General features: G+C 38.4%; 15 protein-coding genes. 13 read left to right on the forward strand and 2 right to left on the reverse strand.

What is annotated here, in order from left to right; translation table 11 throughout:
- The first annotated feature begins 14 nt into the window (after window positions 1–14).
- The gene (locus ACIQXJ_RS05395) at window positions 15–710 is read left to right on the forward strand and encodes a lytic transglycosylase domain-containing protein (RefSeq protein ID WP_403050528.1); all 696 of its coding nucleotides are present in this window, start codon (window positions 15–17) and stop codon (window positions 708–710) included.
- Window positions 711–750: 40 nt separating this feature from the next.
- Here the strand turns inward: ACIQXJ_RS05395 and ACIQXJ_RS05400 are convergent, their stop codons facing one another.
- Window positions 751–1008 (reverse strand): GlsB/YeaQ/YmgE family stress response membrane protein, encoded by a 258-nt coding sequence (locus ACIQXJ_RS05400; protein WP_340824015.1) that lies wholly within the window; start codon window positions 1006–1008, stop codon window positions 751–753.
- A 118-nt stretch (window positions 1009–1126) separates the two neighbouring features.
- Window positions 1127–1672 (reverse strand): cysteine hydrolase family protein, encoded by a 546-nt coding sequence (locus ACIQXJ_RS05405; protein WP_403050531.1) that lies wholly within the window; start codon window positions 1670–1672, stop codon window positions 1127–1129.
- 493 nt (window positions 1673–2165) lie between these two features.
- Here ACIQXJ_RS05405 and ACIQXJ_RS05410 point away from each other — a divergent pair, with 493 nt between their 5' ends.
- The 12 genes from ACIQXJ_RS05410 to ACIQXJ_RS05465 all read left to right on the forward strand — a co-directional run bounded on the left by ACIQXJ_RS05410 (window position 2166) and on the right by ACIQXJ_RS05465 (window position 18617).
- Window positions 2166–3341 carry an amino acid deaminase/aldolase gene (locus tag ACIQXJ_RS05410; protein ID WP_403050534.1) on the forward strand — a complete coding sequence of 392 codons (1176 nt, stop codon included), beginning with the start codon at window positions 2166–2168 and terminating at the stop codon, window positions 3339–3341.
- Entirely contained in the window at window positions 3329–4651 is a 1323-nt protein-coding gene (locus ACIQXJ_RS05415) for a D-arabinono-1,4-lactone oxidase (protein WP_403050537.1), read from the forward strand. Before ACIQXJ_RS05410 ends, ACIQXJ_RS05415 begins: the two co-directional genes overlap by 13 nt.
- Before the next feature lie 380 nt (window positions 4652–5031).
- A complete protein-coding gene (gene ilvD, locus ACIQXJ_RS05420) occupies window positions 5032–6702 on the forward strand; it encodes a dihydroxy-acid dehydratase (protein ID WP_403050540.1) in 1671 nt (556 codons plus the stop codon).
- A 512-nt stretch (window positions 6703–7214) separates the two neighbouring features.
- A complete protein-coding gene (gene ilvB, locus ACIQXJ_RS05425; protein ID WP_403050542.1) occupies window positions 7215–8978 on the forward strand; it encodes a biosynthetic-type acetolactate synthase large subunit in 1764 nt (587 codons plus the stop codon).
- The gene (ilvN, locus tag ACIQXJ_RS05430) at window positions 8975–9490 is read left to right on the forward strand and encodes an acetolactate synthase small subunit (protein WP_173478925.1); all 516 of its coding nucleotides are present in this window, start codon (window positions 8975–8977) and stop codon (window positions 9488–9490) included. Before ilvB ends, ilvN begins: the two co-directional genes overlap by 4 nt.
- 96 nt (window positions 9491–9586) lie before the next feature.
- The gene (gene ilvC, locus ACIQXJ_RS05435) at window positions 9587–10621 is read left to right on the forward strand and encodes a ketol-acid reductoisomerase (protein ID WP_401010082.1); all 1035 of its coding nucleotides are present in this window, start codon (window positions 9587–9589) and stop codon (window positions 10619–10621) included.
- Complete coding sequence (locus tag ACIQXJ_RS05440; RefSeq protein WP_403050544.1) at window positions 10608–12149, forward strand: 2-isopropylmalate synthase; 1542 nt, start codon at window positions 10608–10610, stop codon at window positions 12147–12149. Before ilvC ends, ACIQXJ_RS05440 begins: the two co-directional genes overlap by 14 nt.
- A gap of 90 nt (window positions 12150–12239) precedes the next feature.
- Window positions 12240–13340, forward strand: a complete 1101-nt coding sequence (gene leuB, locus ACIQXJ_RS05445) for a 3-isopropylmalate dehydrogenase (protein WP_403050547.1) — start codon at window positions 12240–12242, stop codon at window positions 13338–13340.
- Window positions 13341–13356: 16 nt separating this feature from the next.
- Window positions 13357–14766, forward strand: coding sequence for a 3-isopropylmalate dehydratase large subunit (leuC, locus tag ACIQXJ_RS05450; RefSeq protein ID WP_403050550.1), 1410 nt, complete (start codon window positions 13357–13359; stop codon window positions 14764–14766).
- A 31-nt stretch (window positions 14767–14797) separates the two neighbouring features.
- Window positions 14798–15388 (forward strand): 3-isopropylmalate dehydratase small subunit, encoded by a 591-nt coding sequence (gene leuD, locus ACIQXJ_RS05455; RefSeq protein ID WP_403050553.1) that lies wholly within the window; start codon window positions 14798–14800, stop codon window positions 15386–15388.
- A 252-nt stretch (window positions 15389–15640) separates the two neighbouring features.
- Window positions 15641–16522: a ribokinase gene (rbsK, locus tag ACIQXJ_RS05460; RefSeq protein ID WP_403050556.1), complete on the forward strand. Its 882-nt coding sequence runs from the start codon at window positions 15641–15643 to the stop codon at window positions 16520–16522.
- A 244-nt stretch (window positions 16523–16766) separates the two neighbouring features.
- Window positions 16767–18617 (forward strand): dynamin family protein, encoded by a 1851-nt coding sequence (locus ACIQXJ_RS05465; protein ID WP_403050559.1) that lies wholly within the window; start codon window positions 16767–16769, stop codon window positions 18615–18617.
- Window positions 18618–18736: the final 119 nt, after the last annotated feature.

Below are 18736 nucleotides of genomic sequence, written 5' to 3' on the forward strand. Positions count from 1 at the left end.
ATTAGGTGTGACATATGGCGAAAAAAAAACAAAAGAAACCACTGCTATCACCAACTGTAAAGATGGGGATGATAGCATTATTAATCCCTGTAGCGATTACTGTGTATGTACTCGCCTTTTTTGCGTGGAGGGAACTTCAAACATTTCCTATCTTTGAAAAACTTGCGCAACAAAAGGCAATTGAAGAAATACAGCAAAATTTTGATATGAACATTCCAGAGCAATATATTCCCGTATATGTTGCTGCTGAAGAAAAATATGGTGTGCCATGGACATTGTTAGCAGCCCATCATCGCATTGAAACGCGATTTTCCTCTATGAAATCTCTTGTATCACCAGCTGGTGCGGTAGGTCATATGCAATTTATGCCCTGTACATTTGTAGGTTGGAAGCATCCAACCTGCTCTGGACTGGGCAAGGGCAATATTTCAAAAGCAGAGCTAATGGATCCAGCTATTATAAAAAAATATGGTGGGTACGGAGTTGATGCAAATGGTGATGGTGTAGCCGATCCATATGATATTGAAGATGCAGTGTTTAGTGCAGCAAATTATTTATCAAAGTATGGTGCTGCTAAAGGTGATGTGAAACGGGCAGTTTTTAATTATAATCATAGTGAGGAATACGTTAGCAATGTGTTACATTACTATAATTTGTATAATGATTACCATGATGAATTAAAAACTGCAGTCCTTATTAATTCAAAATAACGAAAAGAGCCATTCGTTTGAATGGCTCTTTTGTACATAATTAGGCTGCTTTACGCATACCTTTTAAAATAAGACTTACAATGAAGATAAGTACGATTGCACCTATTAATGCTGGGAATACGTAGAAATCACTGACTCTCCAACCCCAATTTCCTAAAACCATACTACCTATCCAAGAACCGACAATCCCGGCAATAATATTACCAATAATACCTCCAGGAACGTCTTTTCCTAAAATGACGCCAGCTAACCAACCTAAAATTCCTCCGATAATTAAAAACCAAATGAAACTAATCAAAATTATCCATCTCCTTAAAGTTAAGATATAATGGCATTTCTATAATGGCATTACTTAGTTATAACCTTTTTGGAGATTATTAAACCTAAACAGCTTCTTTTTTTTATGATTTCATATGTTATTTCACAACGTTTGCACCTAATGTATGTTCAAAATGTCGTAAAGCCCAATGATGACCAGCTGCGTCAAAGCTAGCTACAGCATTTGCATAAATAACTGTAGAAATGCCCAAATTATAAGCATCTACAGCAGTATGCAAAATACAAATATCTGTGCAAACACCAACTAAATGAATTTCCTCTATGCCACGTTCTTTTAGTAAAATGGCTAAATTTGTTCCTGCAAATGCACTATAGCGTGTTTTATCGAGCCAAATTACTTCTTCTTTATGCAAGTCATAAACTTTACCAACATGTCCGTATAGATTGCGCCCAAGCGTACCCCGAATATTATGAGGAGGAAAAAGCTTTGTTTCAGGATGAAACGGATCGTTTTCTTCATGTAAGTCATTAGCAAAGACTACTAAATTTTTCTCAGCAATAAATTGCTCAATTAATGTGGCAATAGGCGTATCTAGTAATTGACCTGGTTCTCCACATGATAGTTTGCCGTCTGCCGCTACAAAATCATTTGTATAATCAATGACAAGTAATGCTTTTTTCAAAATTTTTCTCCACTCCTTTAGGCATGATTTCACTCTTTATCATGCCATATTTGGTTTTGGTTGTCAGAAAAATAGTTATATTTTAATATTAAGAATAGTTTGAAAATTGAAGAATGTGCGCGTATAATGTGAAAAAAGGAGAGGGATAGTTTATGAATATGTCTGTTATGAAACGTTTAGATCGCCAAGGATTCTTAATCGCTGCGTTACATTTAGTAGTGGTGTTAAATTTAGCTGCGGAGTTTTTATTTGCTTCGTAATTAAAAATACAATAGAAAGGTGAGTACAATGCTTGACCTATACTAAAACAACCGTGAAGGCAATTTCGTCGTAGTCCACGGTTGTTTTTTGTTGCCTCTATATTGTCATGCTAGAATGCAAGACCAATGACATGCTCGGGTGGTATTGCAAGTATGAAGTAGACAAGCATTTTATTTTATAAGGTGAATTTTTCTTTCTATTGTCAAATATATAAAGCATATGGGGGGATTTGATGACTACAAGATTTCAGCAAGCATTCAATGGGCTAGAGCGACCATTTGCATGGCTTGACCTAGACGCACTAGATGAAAATATTAAAAAGGTTCAACAAGCATGCGGGCAAAAAAAAATCCGCGTTGCCACAAAGTCAATCCGTTCGGTGGAGGTGCTGCATTATGTACAGCAAAATCTTTCAAACGTAGTAGGCTTCATGACTTTTACTGCAGCAGAAACATTGTTTTTACTTGAACAACATTTTGATGATGTCCTTCTTGGCTATCCAATTATGGAAGAAATAGCAGTTCGACAGCTGTTACAGTTTGTGAAAGAAGGAAGAACGGTCACATTTATGGTTGATAGACTTGAACATGTAGCATTTTTAGAGAAAATAGGGTCGGAGCTTGATATTAAAGTATCTATTTGTATAGATATCAATTTGTCGACTGATTTTAAAGTGCTCTATTTTGGAACGAAGCGATCCTCACTCCATTCGTTGGAGTCAATAACACCTTTCTTATTATATTTAAAAGAGCAATCGCATATAGAAGTTGTAGGTGTCATGGGCTATGAAGCGCAAATAGCAGGTGTTGGTAATCGACCTGCAAATGCTATAAAAGGTAAATTAATAGATGTAATGCAAACACAAGCAAAAAAGCAAGTTACACAGTTTCGTAGATTAGCAATTGCGCATATTAAGGCATATTTTCCGAAATTACACTTTGTCAATGGTGGTGGGACAGGAAGTATGACATATACGGCTGAGCAGAAAGAAGTGACGGAAATCACAGTTGGTTCAGCATTTTATGCACCAGCGCTTTTTGATCAGTTTTCCCATTTGCGACTTGCCAAAGCAGCAGGTTTTGCACTCCGTGTTACGCGAAAACCGGCGAAACATATTGTTGTTTGTCATGGTGGAGGCTACCCAGCATCTGGAGCTATCGCAGTTGATCGATATCCAGCATTTTATGACCCTGCTTTTTTTTCATTTCTTAGTTTAGAAGGGGCAGGAGAGGTGCAGACACCTATTAAAGTAAAAGGTAAAACAATCGCAATTGGTGACACCATTTATTTTCGTCATGCAAAAGCTGGGGAGCTATGCGAAAGATTTCAAGTACTACATGGAATAAGAGGAGACCAATACGTAGGTAGCTTTGCAACATATAGGGGGGATGGCCAATGTTTTCTGTAGAAAAGTGGAAAAGTGGAGAAAAATGGACGAATTGGGCAGGCAATATTATTTCTTATCCAAGTGAAATGTATTTACCTCGTTCTATAGAAGAAGTAGTAAACGTAGTGAAGCATGCGCGTGATACAAAGAAAACGATTCGTGTCACAGGTGCAGCTCATTCTTTTAGTGCTGTTGCAATGCCAGAGCATATTGCACTTTCATTACATAATATGCGAGGGCTCATCTCGATTGATGCGGAAAAACAAGAGGCTACATTATGGGCTGGAACGTATTTATACGAAATCGGTCCACAGCTCGCAAAACATGGTTTTGGTCTCATTAATATGGGCGATATTCAAGAACAAACGATTGCTGGTGCAGTATCCACAGGTACACATGGGACAGGTGTGACGTTAGGTTCGATATCGTCAGCAGTGACACGCTGGTGTTTCGTTGATGGGAATGGAACATATCACGAACATAATAGAGATGCTGATGAATTATCCGAGACGCTTCATGTCTCACTCGGCATGCTTGGTGTACTGGTAAAGGTTTCAATTAAAGTGTTACCGCTATATAGCTTACATTATATTGGGTCTAGGGATACATTAACAAATGGGCTTGCGACATTCGCCAAAGATATACGACAGCATCGTCATGTGGAGTGGTTTTACTTCCCAGGAAGTGAGACGATTCAAATTAAACGGATGAATGCAATGGCTCCTGTGTATCAGAGTCAATGGAGTAAGGTCGTAGAAAATATAAAACTTCAAATAGTAGAAAATGGTGCGTTTTTTGCCATTTCGGAACTATGTAAGTGGAAGCCATCCCTAAGTAGTGCGATGAGCAAATTAGCTGCGGCAAATGTGGTGGAGGCCGAGAAGATTGGTATAAGCTATGAAATTTTCCCCTCACCTCGCAGTGTGAAATTCCAAGAAAGTGAGTACGCGATATCATTAACGCAATTTGAAGCATGTATGGAAGAGATTCATGCAACGTTTAAAAAAGGACATTTGAACGTGCATTTTCCACTGGAATGTCGAACAACAGCTGGTGAATCCGGTTATTTAAGTCCAACGCAGGGACAGGAATCAGCGTTTATTGCATTTCATATGTATAAAGGTATGTCGGAGGAGCCTTATTTTAAATGGATTCATACGCTAATGCAAAAATATCAGGGACGGCCACATTGGGGAAAACAAAGTCATTTAACTGCTTCACAAGTCCAAGCATTGTATCCAAATATAGATAAATTTTTAGCCATTCGTGCAAAATACGATCCTGATAAAGTATTTTTCACACATTACCTAGAACAATTATTTATATTATAAAATTTTGAATTAATCGTAAATATTCTCGCTGAAAGGAATGGAAAACAATAAGTACTTTTACAATTAATTCATACTGAATATTGTTTATAATAAAAAAATTAAAATTTGAACGAAATGTCAAAATATTTATCAATTCGAGATAAAAGTGATGCTTAATCAGCATGTAAACGATTTCATATTTAGCAGAGTATTTGAATTTTTTAAACAATTCAAAAAACACTGTTGACTTAGTATAGTTATTCGTACTATGATAACAACAATTTAATACGTTCGTTACAACAATTAGCTGCCAACAAAGGCAATATGCTAAGGCAAAAACAAAATAGACAGAACATTTTGTATATATCAACGAACATAGCAATAAATGAGGGGCGTTTAATATGAGAAGTGACATGATTAAAGTAGGCGTAGATCGTGCGCCACATAGAAGTCTTTTATATGCAACAGGCAAAGTAAAAGCAAAAGATTTAGGGAAACCATTTATTGGAGTTTGTAACTCTTATATTGACATTATTCCAGGTCATGTTCATTTACGTACATTTGCGGATGTAGTAAAAGAAGCAATAATTGAAGCGGGTGGTATTCCATTCGAATTTAATACAATCGGTGTTGATGATGGTATTGCGATGGGGCATATTGGTATGCGCTACTCCTTACCAAGCCGTGAAATTATAGCAGATTCAGCAGAAACAGTTATTAATGCACACTGGTTTGATGGAGTATTTTACATTCCAAATTGTGACAAAATCACACCAGGGATGTTAATGGCAGCGGTCCGTACAAATGTACCATCGATTTTTGTATCTGGTGGCCCTATGGAGGCGGGAACATCTGCTACAGGAAAACAGCTTTCTTTAACTTCAGTTTTTGAAGGTGTAGGGGCTCATAAATCAGGTAACATGTCAGCTGAAGAGCTGTTAGATATTGAAAATAATGCATGTCCAACATGTGGATCATGTTCAGGGATGTTCACAGCGAACTCTATGAACTGTTTAATGGAAATGCTAGGTGTAGCACTTCCAGGCAACGGTACAATTGTTGCCACTTCTGAGGAACGACATAAACTTATTAAGGAAGCCGCTAAACAATTAGTGCGCATGATTAAAGAAGACGTTAAGCCGCGTGACATTATTACAAAAGAAGCAATTGACGATGCATTTGCACTAGATATGGCAATGGGTGGTTCCACAAATACGGTTCTACATACATTAGCAATCGCAAATGAAGCTGAAATTGACTATAACATTGAAGATATTAATAAAGTTGCAGAGCGAGTGCCGTATTTAGCGAAAATTATGCCAGCTTCAGATATTTCTATGGATGATATTAATAAAGCAGGTGGCGTAAGTGCCATCATCAATGAGTTAGCATCTATTCCAGGTGCTATTCATCCAAATCGTCCTACTGTTGCAGGAGTAACAATGAGTGAACTAGTAAAAGATTATCAGATTACGAATGATCAAGTCATTCGTACAAAAGACAATCCTTATAGTCCAGTCGGTGGTTTATCGGTGTTATTTGGCAATATTGCACCAGATGGCTCTGTTATTAAAGTTGGTGCTGTAGATCCTTCTATTAAAGTATTTACAGGGGAAGCCATTGTCTTTGAATCACAAGAGGCAGCGCAAGAAAATATTGATAACGGTACTGTTAAGGAAGGCCATGTAGTCGTCATTCGTTATGAAGGACCAAAAGGTGGCCCAGGGATGCCTGAAATGTTAGCACCAACATCAGCGATTCAAGGTCGTGGTCTTGGTACCAAAGTGGCGTTAATTACTGATGGTCGATTCTCAGGTGCATCTCGTGGTATTTCAATAGGGCATATTTCGCCAGAAGCAGCAGAGGGCGGTCCAATCGCTTTAGTTGAAAATGGTGACATTATTACAATTGATTTACCGAATCGTACAATCAATTTAGAAGTATCCGATGAAGTATTAGCAGAACGTCGTGCTAAACTGCCGATTTTTGAACCAAAAATCAAACGTGGCTGGTTAGCAAGGTATTCAAAATTAGTGACAAGCGCATCAACAGGTGGCGTTATGAAAATTTAGTACTAAAAAATAAATAAGTTAAAACGTTGATGAGGTTAAAGGTTCTAGAGCCTTGTATCTACCAGAGAGCCGGTCGTGCTGGAAGCCGGCGATACAACTAGATCCGACATCCCCTCGGAGTGAACTATTAAACGCGTGATCGCCATTAGATAGTTCCGGGCATAATCGAAGTGCTCGTTATTAATGAATAAATGATTTATGACATCGTATTGGATGTAAGTTTACTTACATTGGTGCATAAATGCTTTCATTTATTCGCGAGGTAGCAATTTTTATTGCTATAAACAAGGGTGGTACCATGAAAAGTCTTTTTCATCCCTACGCAAGGTAGTTATTTGCGTTCGGAGAAAAGGGCTTTTTATTTTTTTTCAAAAAGAACAGTATATTCTATTTTATGTTTTCCAGCATAAATTTCTTAACCTTTTCAACGTTAAATCATTAAAGTGTTCATTAACTAGAACAGGTAGTCGTATGCTGTTGTGAATCGAAAGACAAGAAGGAGGCATATTTTGATGAGTACAAATGTTTCAATTAATGAAAAAGAACAATTGGCGACAGAAGAAGTAGCGCAAACTTTTCAAGCGAAAGACGGTGCAGACGTTTTAGTCCAAGCGCTACATGATCAAGGTGTAGAGATAATTTTTGGATATCCAGGTGGGGCAGTACTTCAAATATACGATGCAATGTACAAAAACCCAATTCGTCATATTTTAACACGTCACGAGCAAGGTGCCATTCACGCAGCTGAAGGCTATGCACGTGTATCGAATAAACCGGGAGTTGTTATCGCAACAAGTGGTCCAGGTGCAACGAATCTAGTAACAGGTATTGCGGATGCGATGATTGATTCGATTCCACTAGTTGTTTTCACTGGTCAAGTAGCAACATCTGTTATTGGGACAGATGCATTCCAAGAGGCAGATATTATGGGCATTACAACACCGATTACAAAGCATAACTATCAAGTGCAGGATGTTAATGATATTCCACGCATTGTGAAGGAAGCTTTCCATATTGCCAACACAGGCCGTAAAGGACCAGTAGTTGTGGATTTCCCAAAAAACGTCTCTCAAATGCTGTTTGATGTGGATAATCCACCAAAAGAACCTGAAGAAATCTATTTACCAGGATATCAGCCAACCTATAAGCCGAACTATTTACAAATTCAAAAGGCTATTCAAGCAATTTCATTAGCTAAAAATCCAGTAATTTTAGCAGGAGCTGGTGTACTATTTGCTGATGCACGTGAAGAATTAACGACATTCGCTGAAAAGTATCGAATTCCAGTGGCCAATACATTATTAGGTCTCGGCTCCATCCATGGTGACCATGAATTATTCATTGGTATGGCAGGGATGCATGGGACTGTAACAGCGAATATTGCGATTACGAAATCGGATTTACTTTTAAATATCGGTGCTCGCTTTGATGATCGCTTAACAGGGAATTTAGCAACGTTCGCACCTAATGCGACAATTGTCCATATCGATATTGATCCGGCTGAAATAGGTAAAAACGTACCGACCGATATCCCAATCGTTGCGGATGCGAAAGAGGCGCTAAAATCTTTATTAAAAAAAGACTTTGATGGTCCAGATACTACACAATGGCTAGAATTTTTAAATAATCACGCAAAAGAATATCCGCTTTGGTATACAAAAGAAGCTGGTGACTCGGAAGTATTACCGCAGGAAGCGCTAGAGCTTGTGCATAAAATTACTGAAGGGGATGCCATTGTTACGACGGATGTAGGGCAGCATCAAATGTGGGCTGCGCAATATTACCGCTTAAACAATGATCATGGATGGGTAACGTCTGGTGGACTTGGTACGATGGGCTTCGGCTTCCCGGCCGCAATTGGAGCCCAGTTTGCGAAGCCAGACAAAAAAGTTGTTTCGATTGTAGGCGATGCAGGATTCCAAATGACTGCACAAGAGCTTTCATTATTACAAGAATTCAACTTACCAGTAAAAATTGTGATTTTAAATAACAGCTGTTTAGGAATGGTACGCCAATGGCAACAAACATTTTATGAAGAGCGTTATTCATCATCACTTATGCCGATTCAGCCAGACTTTGTTAAATTAGCGGATGCATACGGCATTAAAGGCTATCGAATTAACACAATTGACGAAGCGGAAAGTATTTTCCGTGAGGCACTTCTTAATGACGAGCCAGCGTTAATCGACTGCCGCGTAAAACAGCTTGAATGTGTATACCCAATGGTTGCACCAGGTAAAGGGTTACATGAAATGATTGGGGTGAAAAAGAATTGAAACGAGTAATTACCGTAACAGTGATTAATCAAAGTGGTGTACTAAACCGTGTAACAGGTTTACTTATGAAGCGTCAATTCAATATCGAATCGATCACAGTTGGTCATACAGAACAGCCAAACTTCTCTAAAATGACTTTTGTTGTAAATGTAGAAGATGAGCGGAAAATTGAACAGCTTGTGAAGCAACTATCGAAGCAAATTGATGTGTTAAAAGTCAATGACATTACAGATAAATCTATCGTGCTTCGTGAGCTAGCGCTTGTGAAGGTTATTTCACCACCAAATTTACGTCTGGAGATGAACTCAATTGTTGAACCGTTCCGCCCACAAATTATTGATACAGCGAAAAATGTTGTGACATATCAAGTGGTAGGACATCCAGAAAAAATTGATGCCTTTATTGAGCTTATTCGCCCATATGGTATTAAAGAATTAACGCGTACGGGTGCTACAGCATCTGTTCGTGAAACGCAAAAAATCATGAATACGCAGCTCTCTATTTTAAAATAGTTTGCATATAAAATTGAAACTTGTGATTTGTCATACTGAATAAGTAGTAAGCATCACAAGCAAAAAAATAAACCCACTATTAGGAGGAAACAAACAATGGCTACTATGTACTATGAACAAAACATCAACGAGGACGTATTAAAAGGGAAAAAAATCGCAATTATCGGTTACGGTTCACAAGGTCACGCACATGCATTAAATCTTAAAGAATCAGGTTTCGATGTAGTAGTAGGTGTTCGCCCAGGCGGATCTTTCGACGCAGCAAAAGCTGATGGCTTAGATGTTAAAACAGTTGCGGAAGCAGCTCAACAAGCAGATGTAATTCAAATCTTACTTCCAGACGAGCGTCAAAAAGCAGTTTATGAAGCTGAAATTGCTCCATATTTAGAAGCTGGTAAAGCTCTTATGTTCGCTCATGGTTTCAATATTCACTTCGGTCAAATTACACCACCAGCAGATGTTGACGTCTTTTTAGTAGCACCAAAAGGTCCAGGGCATCTAGTACGTCGTCAATTCCAACAAGGTGCTGGTGTACCAGGTTTATTCGCAATCCATCAAGATGCAACTGGTCAAGCAAAAGATTTAGCTCTTGCTTACGGTAAAGGTATTGGCGCAGCACGTGGTGGTTTACTTGAAACATCATTCAAAGAGGAAACAGAAACTGACCTATTCGGTGAGCAAGCAGTACTTTGCGGTGGAGCAACTCAATTAGTAAAAGCAGGATTCGAAACATTAGTAGAGGCTGGCTACCAACCAGAACTTGCTTACTTCGAAACATTACACGAATTAAAATTAATCGTGGACTTAATGTTTGAAGGTGGTATGGCAACAATGCGTTACTCAGTATCAGATACAGCTGAGTGGGGTGATTATGTGGCAGGTCCACGTATCATTGATGAATCTGTTAAAGGTCGTATGAAGGATGTATTAACAGATATCCAAGATGGTACATTTGCTCGTCGCTGGATTCAAGAAAATGAAAATGGTCGTCCAGACTATACGAAGTTCAAAGAAGCTGGTGCTAATCACCAAATCGAAGAAGTTGGTGCAAAATTACGCGCAATGATGCCATTCATTAATGAAGGTAAGGAAAAAGTTGTGAGAGAAGTGGCTACAAGTGCGAAAAATTGATATTTTTGATACAACACTTCGCGATGGCGAACAATCTGCAGGTATCAACTTAAATACAGCAGAGAAAATTGAAATTGCCAAGCAACTTGAACGACTAGGTGTAACGATTATTGAAGCAGGTTTTCCTGCTTCATCTCCTGGTGATTTTGAGGCGGTTAACCGGATTGCCGGTACTGTGAAAAATTCAATCGTTACAGGGCTAGCTCGTTGCGTTCAAAAAGATATAGATACAACATGGGAAGCTATTAAAGTAGCAGAGCAACCACATATTCATATTTTTTTAGCTACTTCTCCAATTCATATGGAATACAAGCTAAAAAAATCACCAGATCAAGTAGTAGAACAAGCAATTGAAGCTGTGAAATATGCGAAAAAATACTTCCCACTTGTGCAATGGTCTGCAGAGGATGCTTTCCGATCGGATCGCGAATTTTTAGTACGTATTATGAATGACGTCATTGCAGCTGGTGCAACGACGATTAACGTTCCGGATACAGTTGGCTACGCTTCTCCACAAGAATATGGGGCATTATTTAAATTTTTACTAGAAAATGTGAAAGGTGCTGAAAAAGTTAAATTCTCAGCACATTGCCATGATGACTTAGGGATGGCGACGGCGAACACAATCGCTGCTATCGAAAATGGTGCTTCACAAATTGAAGGAACAATTAACGGTATTGGAGAGCGTGCGGGGAATGTTGCACTAGAAGAAATCGCAGTTGCTCTTCATATCCGTAAAGATATTTACCCTGTGGAGACAGGAATTAATTTACAAGAAATTAAGCGTACATCTCAATTAGTAAGTAAACTAACGAATGTCGTGATTCAGCCGAACAAAGCGATCGTTGGTAAAAATGCATTTGCCCATGAGTCTGGTATTCATCAAGACGGCGTGCTAAAAAATCCTGAAACTTACGAAATTATTTCACCTGCACTAATTGGCGAAGGTGAAGTGCCACTTGTCCTTGGAAAACATTCTGGACGTGCTGCCTTCCGAGATCGTGCAGTAACAATGGGCTTCACACTGTCAGATGAAAAGCTAAACAAAGCTTTTGTTGAATTTAAACAGCTCGCAGATCGTAAAAAGGAAATTACGGAAGAAGATTTACTAACACTTCTTACGGAGCAACAAGTTCAAATTGAAGATGTGCCATTATTTGAACTGAAAATGGTACAGGTGCAATATGGTACAGAAAATATTCCGACAGCCACTGCAACGGTTGTGACGCCAGAAGGTCATGTGAAAAATGTAGTGGCAACGGGCTCAGGCTCAGTAGAAGCTATTTTTAATACGTTAGAACAACTTGTGCCAGGTAACATCAATGTTATTGATTACCGTGTGACATCTGTCGGCAAAGGGCGCGATGCACTTGGTGAAGCTGTCATTAATATTCGATACGATGGTGTATCAACAACGGGACGAAACTCATCTCAAGATGTATTAGAAGCATCTGCGAAAGCTTATTTAAATGCGATTAATCGACATTTAATCCAAGCAAGTCTTCGAGCTCAAGGTCAACTAGTTTAATATGATTTGGCTCTCACCTGCCTAAAATAGGTGAGAGTCTTTCCTAAAAACAGCGTAACCATACTCTATAAAAAGAAAGGTGTTTTATAAATGGAGAAAAAAATTACAGTACTTCCTGGCGACGGAATTGGGCCAGAAGTGGTTGCGTCAGCTATACGTGTATTACAAGTAATCGGTAAACGATTTAACCATACATTCCATTTAGGTTATGGAACGATTGGAGGCGCTGCCATCGATCAACACAATAATCCACTACCCGATGAAACAATTGAAATGTGTGAGAGCAGTGATGCCATTTTATTAGGAGCAGTAGGGGGTCCGAAATGGGACAATAACCCTCCAGAACTACGTCCAGAAAAAGGATTGTTACGTATTCGCAAGCACTTTGACTTATTCGCAAATTTACGTCCAGTAAAGGCGTTCCCGAGTTTACTAGATGCTTCACCTTTAAAACGTGAAGTAGCCGAAAACGTCGATTTAATGATCGTACGTGAACTGACAGGCGGCGTATACTTCGGGGAACCACGTATGCGTACTGAAAATGGCGCAATTGATACTACAGTTTACTCAACAGCAGAAGTAGAGCGTATCGTTGAAAATGCCTTTGAATTAGCACGTTTACGTGGAGGCAAATTATGTTCTGTCGATAAAGCAAACGTACTTGAAACAAGCCGTTTATGGCGCGAAGTTGTAGAAGCAAAGAAAAAGGATTATCCAGATGTACAAGTCGAGCACAACTTAGTAGATTCAGTAGCTATGAAATTAATTACAAATCCAGCTCACTATGATGTAGTTGTTACAGAAAACATGTTTGGTGATATTTTAAGTGATGAAGCATCGGTTATAACAGGGTCACTAGGTGTATTACCATCCGCATCCATCCGTGGTGATAATTTTGGTCTTTATGAACCAGTACACGGTTCAGCACCAGAGATTGCAGGGCAAGGTGTTGCCAATCCAGCAGCAACAATTCTTTCGGTCGCTATGATGTTACAATACTCATTCGGCCTAGCAGAAGAAGCTGCTGAAATTGAACGTGCTGTTAGTGCTGTGTTTGATGATGGTTACTTTACAGCTGACCTTGCACGCGATGGTGGGCGAACATTATCTACAAATGAATGGACAGATAAAGTAATTAACGAAATTGATACAAGTTTTGTATCGGAAAGTATTATGACAACATATATTTAAGAAATAGGTGAAGACAATGGGAAAAAATATAATTGAAAAGATTTGGGATAAACATGTTGTTTATCAGGAAGAGGGCAAACCGGACCTGTTATATATTGATCTTCATTTAATTCATGAAGTAACTTCTCCGCAAGCATTTGAAGGTTTACGCATGAACGGACGTAAAGTGCGTCGTCCTGATTTAAGCTTTGCAACGATGGATCATAACGTTCCAACGAAAAATTTACCGACTATTAATGACCCAATTGCACGCAATCAAATCGAAACATTAGCGAAAAATGCTGCTGAATTTGGGATTGAACTTGCAGGCATGGGTCACCCAGATCAAGGAATTGTTCACGTTATTGGACCAGAATTAGGTTTAACACAACCTGGTAAAACAATCGTTTGTGGAGATTCTCATACTTCTACACATGGTGCATTTGGTGCCATTGCATTTGGTATCGGTACATCAGAAGTAGAACACGTAATGTCCACACAAACGTTATGGCAAAACAAGCCTAAAACAATGGAAATTCGTGTTGAAGGCGAGCTTCCTGTTGGCGTTGCGGCAAAGGATATTATTTTGGCAATCATCTCGAAATTTGGTATTGGCGTTGGTACAGGGCATATTGTGGAATTCACTGGAGAGGCAATCCACAAACTGTCAATGGAAGAACGGATGACAATCTGTAATATGTCAATCGAAGCGGGAGCAAAGGCTGGTCTTGTATCACCAGACCAAATTACAGTAGATTATATTCGGGGCCGCAAATATGCACCACAAGGTGACAAATTTGAAGAAGCTACAGCTTATTGGTTAAGTTTAGCATCAGATGAGGATGCTACATATGATGAAGTCCGCATCATAAAGGCTGAAGAAATTGAGCCAATTATTACATGGGGTACAAATCCTTCGATGGGTTCAGGTGTATCGCAAAATGTTCCAACGCAGGCAGATTATAAGGATGAGTCTGATAAAGCGGCTCTTCGTAAAGCACTTGCATATATGGGCTTAGAAGAAGGTCAGCCATTAACTTCAATCGATATCCAATACGTATTTATTGGCTCATGCACGAACTCACGATTAAGCGATTTACGTGCTGCGGCAAACGTTATTCAAGGACGCAAAGTTCATGAAAACGTTACAGCAATCGTTGTGCCAGGTTCCCATACTACAAAAAAACAAGCAGAGGCTGAAGGTTTGGATAAAATTTTCATTGATGCTGGTTTTGAATGGCGCGAATCAGGTTGCTCGATGTGCTTGGCAATGAATGATGATGTTGTACCAGCTGGTAAACGTTGTGCATCAACATCAAACCGTAACTTCGAAGGTCGTCAAGGTGCAGGCGCGCGCACGCATTTAGTATCACCGCCAATGGCAGCAGCTGCAGCAATTGCAGGGCATTTCGTTGATGTACGGGAATTCGTGAAGGAAACTGTGTAAAAACTAAATTTACACGGAAGGGATGATTGAAATGGAACCAATTAATATAATAAAAAGTGTTATTACACCACTTGATCGCAAAAATGTAGATACAGATCAAATTATTTCGAAAGAATTTTTAAAACGGATTGAGCGCACAGGCTTTGGTCAATATTTGTTTTATCACTGGCGCTATGATGCACAAGGAAATGAAGTGCAAGACTTTGTATTAAATAAAGCTGAATTTAAAGACTCTAAAATTCTAGTAGCACAAGATAATTTTGGTTGTGGCTCTTCTCGTGAGCATGCACCATGGGCCATTTTAGATTATGGCTTCAATGTAGTCATTGCACCATCGTTCGCAGATATTTTCCACAATAACTGCTTTAAAAATGGTATTTTACCAATCAAGCTAACAGAAGCAGAGTGCGATGAAATTTTAGAAAAAGGTTTAGCAAAACCTTACCATGTGGAAGTAAATCTTGAAACACAAACTGTAACGGGCGAAGATGGTAAAGTCTATACGTTTGATATCGATTCTTATTATAAAGAAACCTTATTAAATGGCTTGGATGAAATTGCTCTAACAATTAAGTACGAAGATCAAATTGCTGCATATGAAGCGCAGCGAGTAGCTTACTAATTAGCAAAAGTGGCTTAGACAAAAAAGTGTTAGATTGACTGCGATCAATCTAACACTTTTTTTGCTGTAAACTGTTGTCCGTTACCGCGGACAAAGCGCAGAAAAAACAGGTGAATCGCCAGGACATGGCTAGAAATCGCTGATAAACCTAGTGGAATCGCCGGTACCTCGTAAGAGTGAGAACAAGTCAGCCTTTGTCTTTCTATTGTTGACTCGGTAAAATGGTAAGTAAGATTGGAAAGGATGATTCAGATGATAACAGTAATCGGTAGTTTAAATATGGATTTAGTAGTACAAATGGCTAATTTTCCACAGCAAGGAGAAACAGTACTTGGTGAAGCATTTCGAACAAGTCCCGGTGGAAAAGGCGCTAATCAGGCTATTGCCGCTGCACGTTTAGGTAGTCAGGTAACAATGGTTGGTTGCGTAGGCAATGACGACTTTGGTAATACATTGCGAACAAATTTAGAGCAAGAGCATATTAATACGAAAACAGTTATGTCGGCTTCAGTATCGACGGGAGTAGCTAATATTTTAGTTCATCATAATGATAATCGGATTATTGTAGTACCAGGGGCAAATTATAAATTGGAACCGTCCTATTTAGATGCGGTAAAGGACGTGATAGAGCAGAGCAAAATAGTAATTTTACAGCTAGAAATTCCTAAAGAAACGACGGCATATGCATTAAAATTATGTAAGGATGCTAATGTGCCGGTGCTATTAAACCCTGCACCAGCGGCGAATTTTGATATACAGTGGATGAAGGATATAACATACATCACACCTAATGAAATAGAGTGTGCCCAGTTATTTGGAGACGATTTCGAAGGTATACTAGAAAAATATCCGAATAAGATGATCATTACACTAGGAAGTGATGGTGCTCGTTATTTTGATGGAGAATACCCTATTCATGTTCCTGGCTATATGACAAAAGCATTAGATACAACAGGAGCAGGCGACACATTTAACGGTGCACTTGCTTATGCATTAACAGAGGGCCAATCATTGGATGAAGCTGTTTATTTTGCAAATATAGCTGCCTCGCTTTCTGTTGAGAAATTAGGCGCACAAGGCGGTATGCCAACGCTCAGCCAAGTATATGCGCGAATGGCTGGTTTTGATGAATAAAAAATATTGCATTTCAAGATTAGCTTTAAGTCGTCATATGTTAGCTCGAAAATCTCATTTCATTTACCTAGTTGCGCTATAAATAAAGAAAATATAGAAAATTTAACTAAGAAGTAAATCCTATTTGTGACAACCCAAACTAAGTAGTTTGTCCTTTTTTATTATTAATTTTCAACTATGTATAAGAAATAGAATAGTTTCATTTATAATGAAACTATAGATACATAGGAAAGAGGTTTTGAGGATGACGAATATTGACACTACGCCAATCGACTATACAGCCTCAGCGAATAATATTTTGCCACAGTTTGTGGATCGTTTACGTCAACTGCACAGCATTATTGTACAAAATACATATGTAAAAGATACAGCTAAGCACTTAAATCGTATAATCCAAGATGCAAACAATGAAACAATGGTACTGATAGTCGGGAAACAACGGGTAGGAAAAACAACACTTGTGAATGGGCTTCTTGGCCGTTCTATTTTACCTGTTAGTGATCAAAATCCGACAGGGGTTAACACGTTTTTACGTTATGGTGAAAATGAGGAAGTTAAAGCTTATTTTTTAGATGGTATGGTTGCAATTTTTGATATGAGTAAACTAGAATTACTCACAACTGGAGATACATTTGCATCACAAATTTTACGTGAACATTTAGACTATCTAGAAGTATATATAAAACATGATTTATTGAAATCTGTTACAATTATCGATTCTGTATCGTTGGAAGCGGGCGGGGGAGAAATGGCCTATTTCTCTGAATCTTTGATAAATCGTGTTGATGAAATTTTCTGGGTACTACGCTCTCAATCAATGGCTATCGATGCTGAAATTTTATTAATGGAGGCTTTAAAAAATAAAGGGGTTGTACCTCTGTGTATCGTAAATGCAATTGATACAAATAATAATACAGAAGCGTTTATAAATTCTGAAAAAGAGCGAATTGGTCATTTAATTAGCGACTTTGTTCCTATTTCGGCAATTGACGCCCTTGAAGCACAACGAACAGAAAATAAAGAGTTATGGCACCAGAGTCAATATGATAATTTAATTGCGCAAATTCAACGTGTTGCGATGAATAGTGATAAAAAAACGTATGCTATTATTATTCGTTTTTTACAATGGCTAGAACGTTTCCGTTTTGAATTAACCGTTATACCACAACGTGACCCATTCCAATCAGCAGTTGAAAATATAGAAAAATTTGCTGGCGATACACAATATGAATTTTCACGTTACCAACGCGATTTAGCGATTGTACAAGAATACGAACAAGAGTATGAACAGGTAGCGAATGTATTTAAAAATGTACAAACATTGTACCAGCTATTACAAACGATTTCTCAAAATGATTATTTACAGGATGATCAAGTAGAACAGTTTACTGAAAAGGCGATCATCTATCAGCAAGCCTTACGAGAATATCGAAATATGCACAACGAATATATGCGAGAATATGAGCGCCTAGATGCACAGCATAAAAAAATTCATGGCAAAGGCCTTATGAAAGCCATCTTTGGTCAACATACCCAAAATGAATTTTTCAAAGAACGTGTTCTTCGCTTAAATGAACAGCAAGAGGAATGTGTTACTCAGTATGCGAAAGTAAGAGAAGCGGAAGCCTCAATTATTGAAGAAATACAATCAATCCAAAGCTATTTGATAGGTTTATCGAAAAAACGTTTAGCTCGAATTGAGAAAAGGGTAAAAGAGCTTAACCAGCAACGTGCAAAAGAGAAAAAGCAACTAAAATTATATGCAGCTAAATTAAATGAGTTTTCGTGTTTAATTGAAGCACAAGGATTTATTAAAGATAATATCCAGCCATTTTTAATGGAAGATAGAATGCCACTTCGCATAAAAGATCAACAAATGCTGGAAGAAACAATCGACAGGATCATTGACATCGATTTATCGAAAAATGGCTTACTAGCTAGAAGTCAGATGAATAATAAAATGGAAAGTATTGAAATTCCTTTTGAAGTCGGCAGTAAGTACCCATTACAAGACTTACACCTTGCAGAGACGGATGTTAGATCAAACGATATTCCAGCAATACCAAAAAAATTAGAAGTACAATATGAGTCATAATATTTAGTAGTCAAAGTCCTAAAAGTGTTGGATTCTTTTAGGGCTTTGTTTTATTTATGTGGCATTAAAGTGTGGATGAAAGGGAACAACTTCAATAATGGCTTTCACCTTAACTAGAG

Origin of the sequence: Lysinibacillus sp. NPDC097868 (genome assembly GCF_044761135.1) — a bacterium.
Taxonomy (GTDB): domain Bacteria; phylum Bacillota; class Bacilli; order Bacillales_A; family Planococcaceae; genus Lysinibacillus.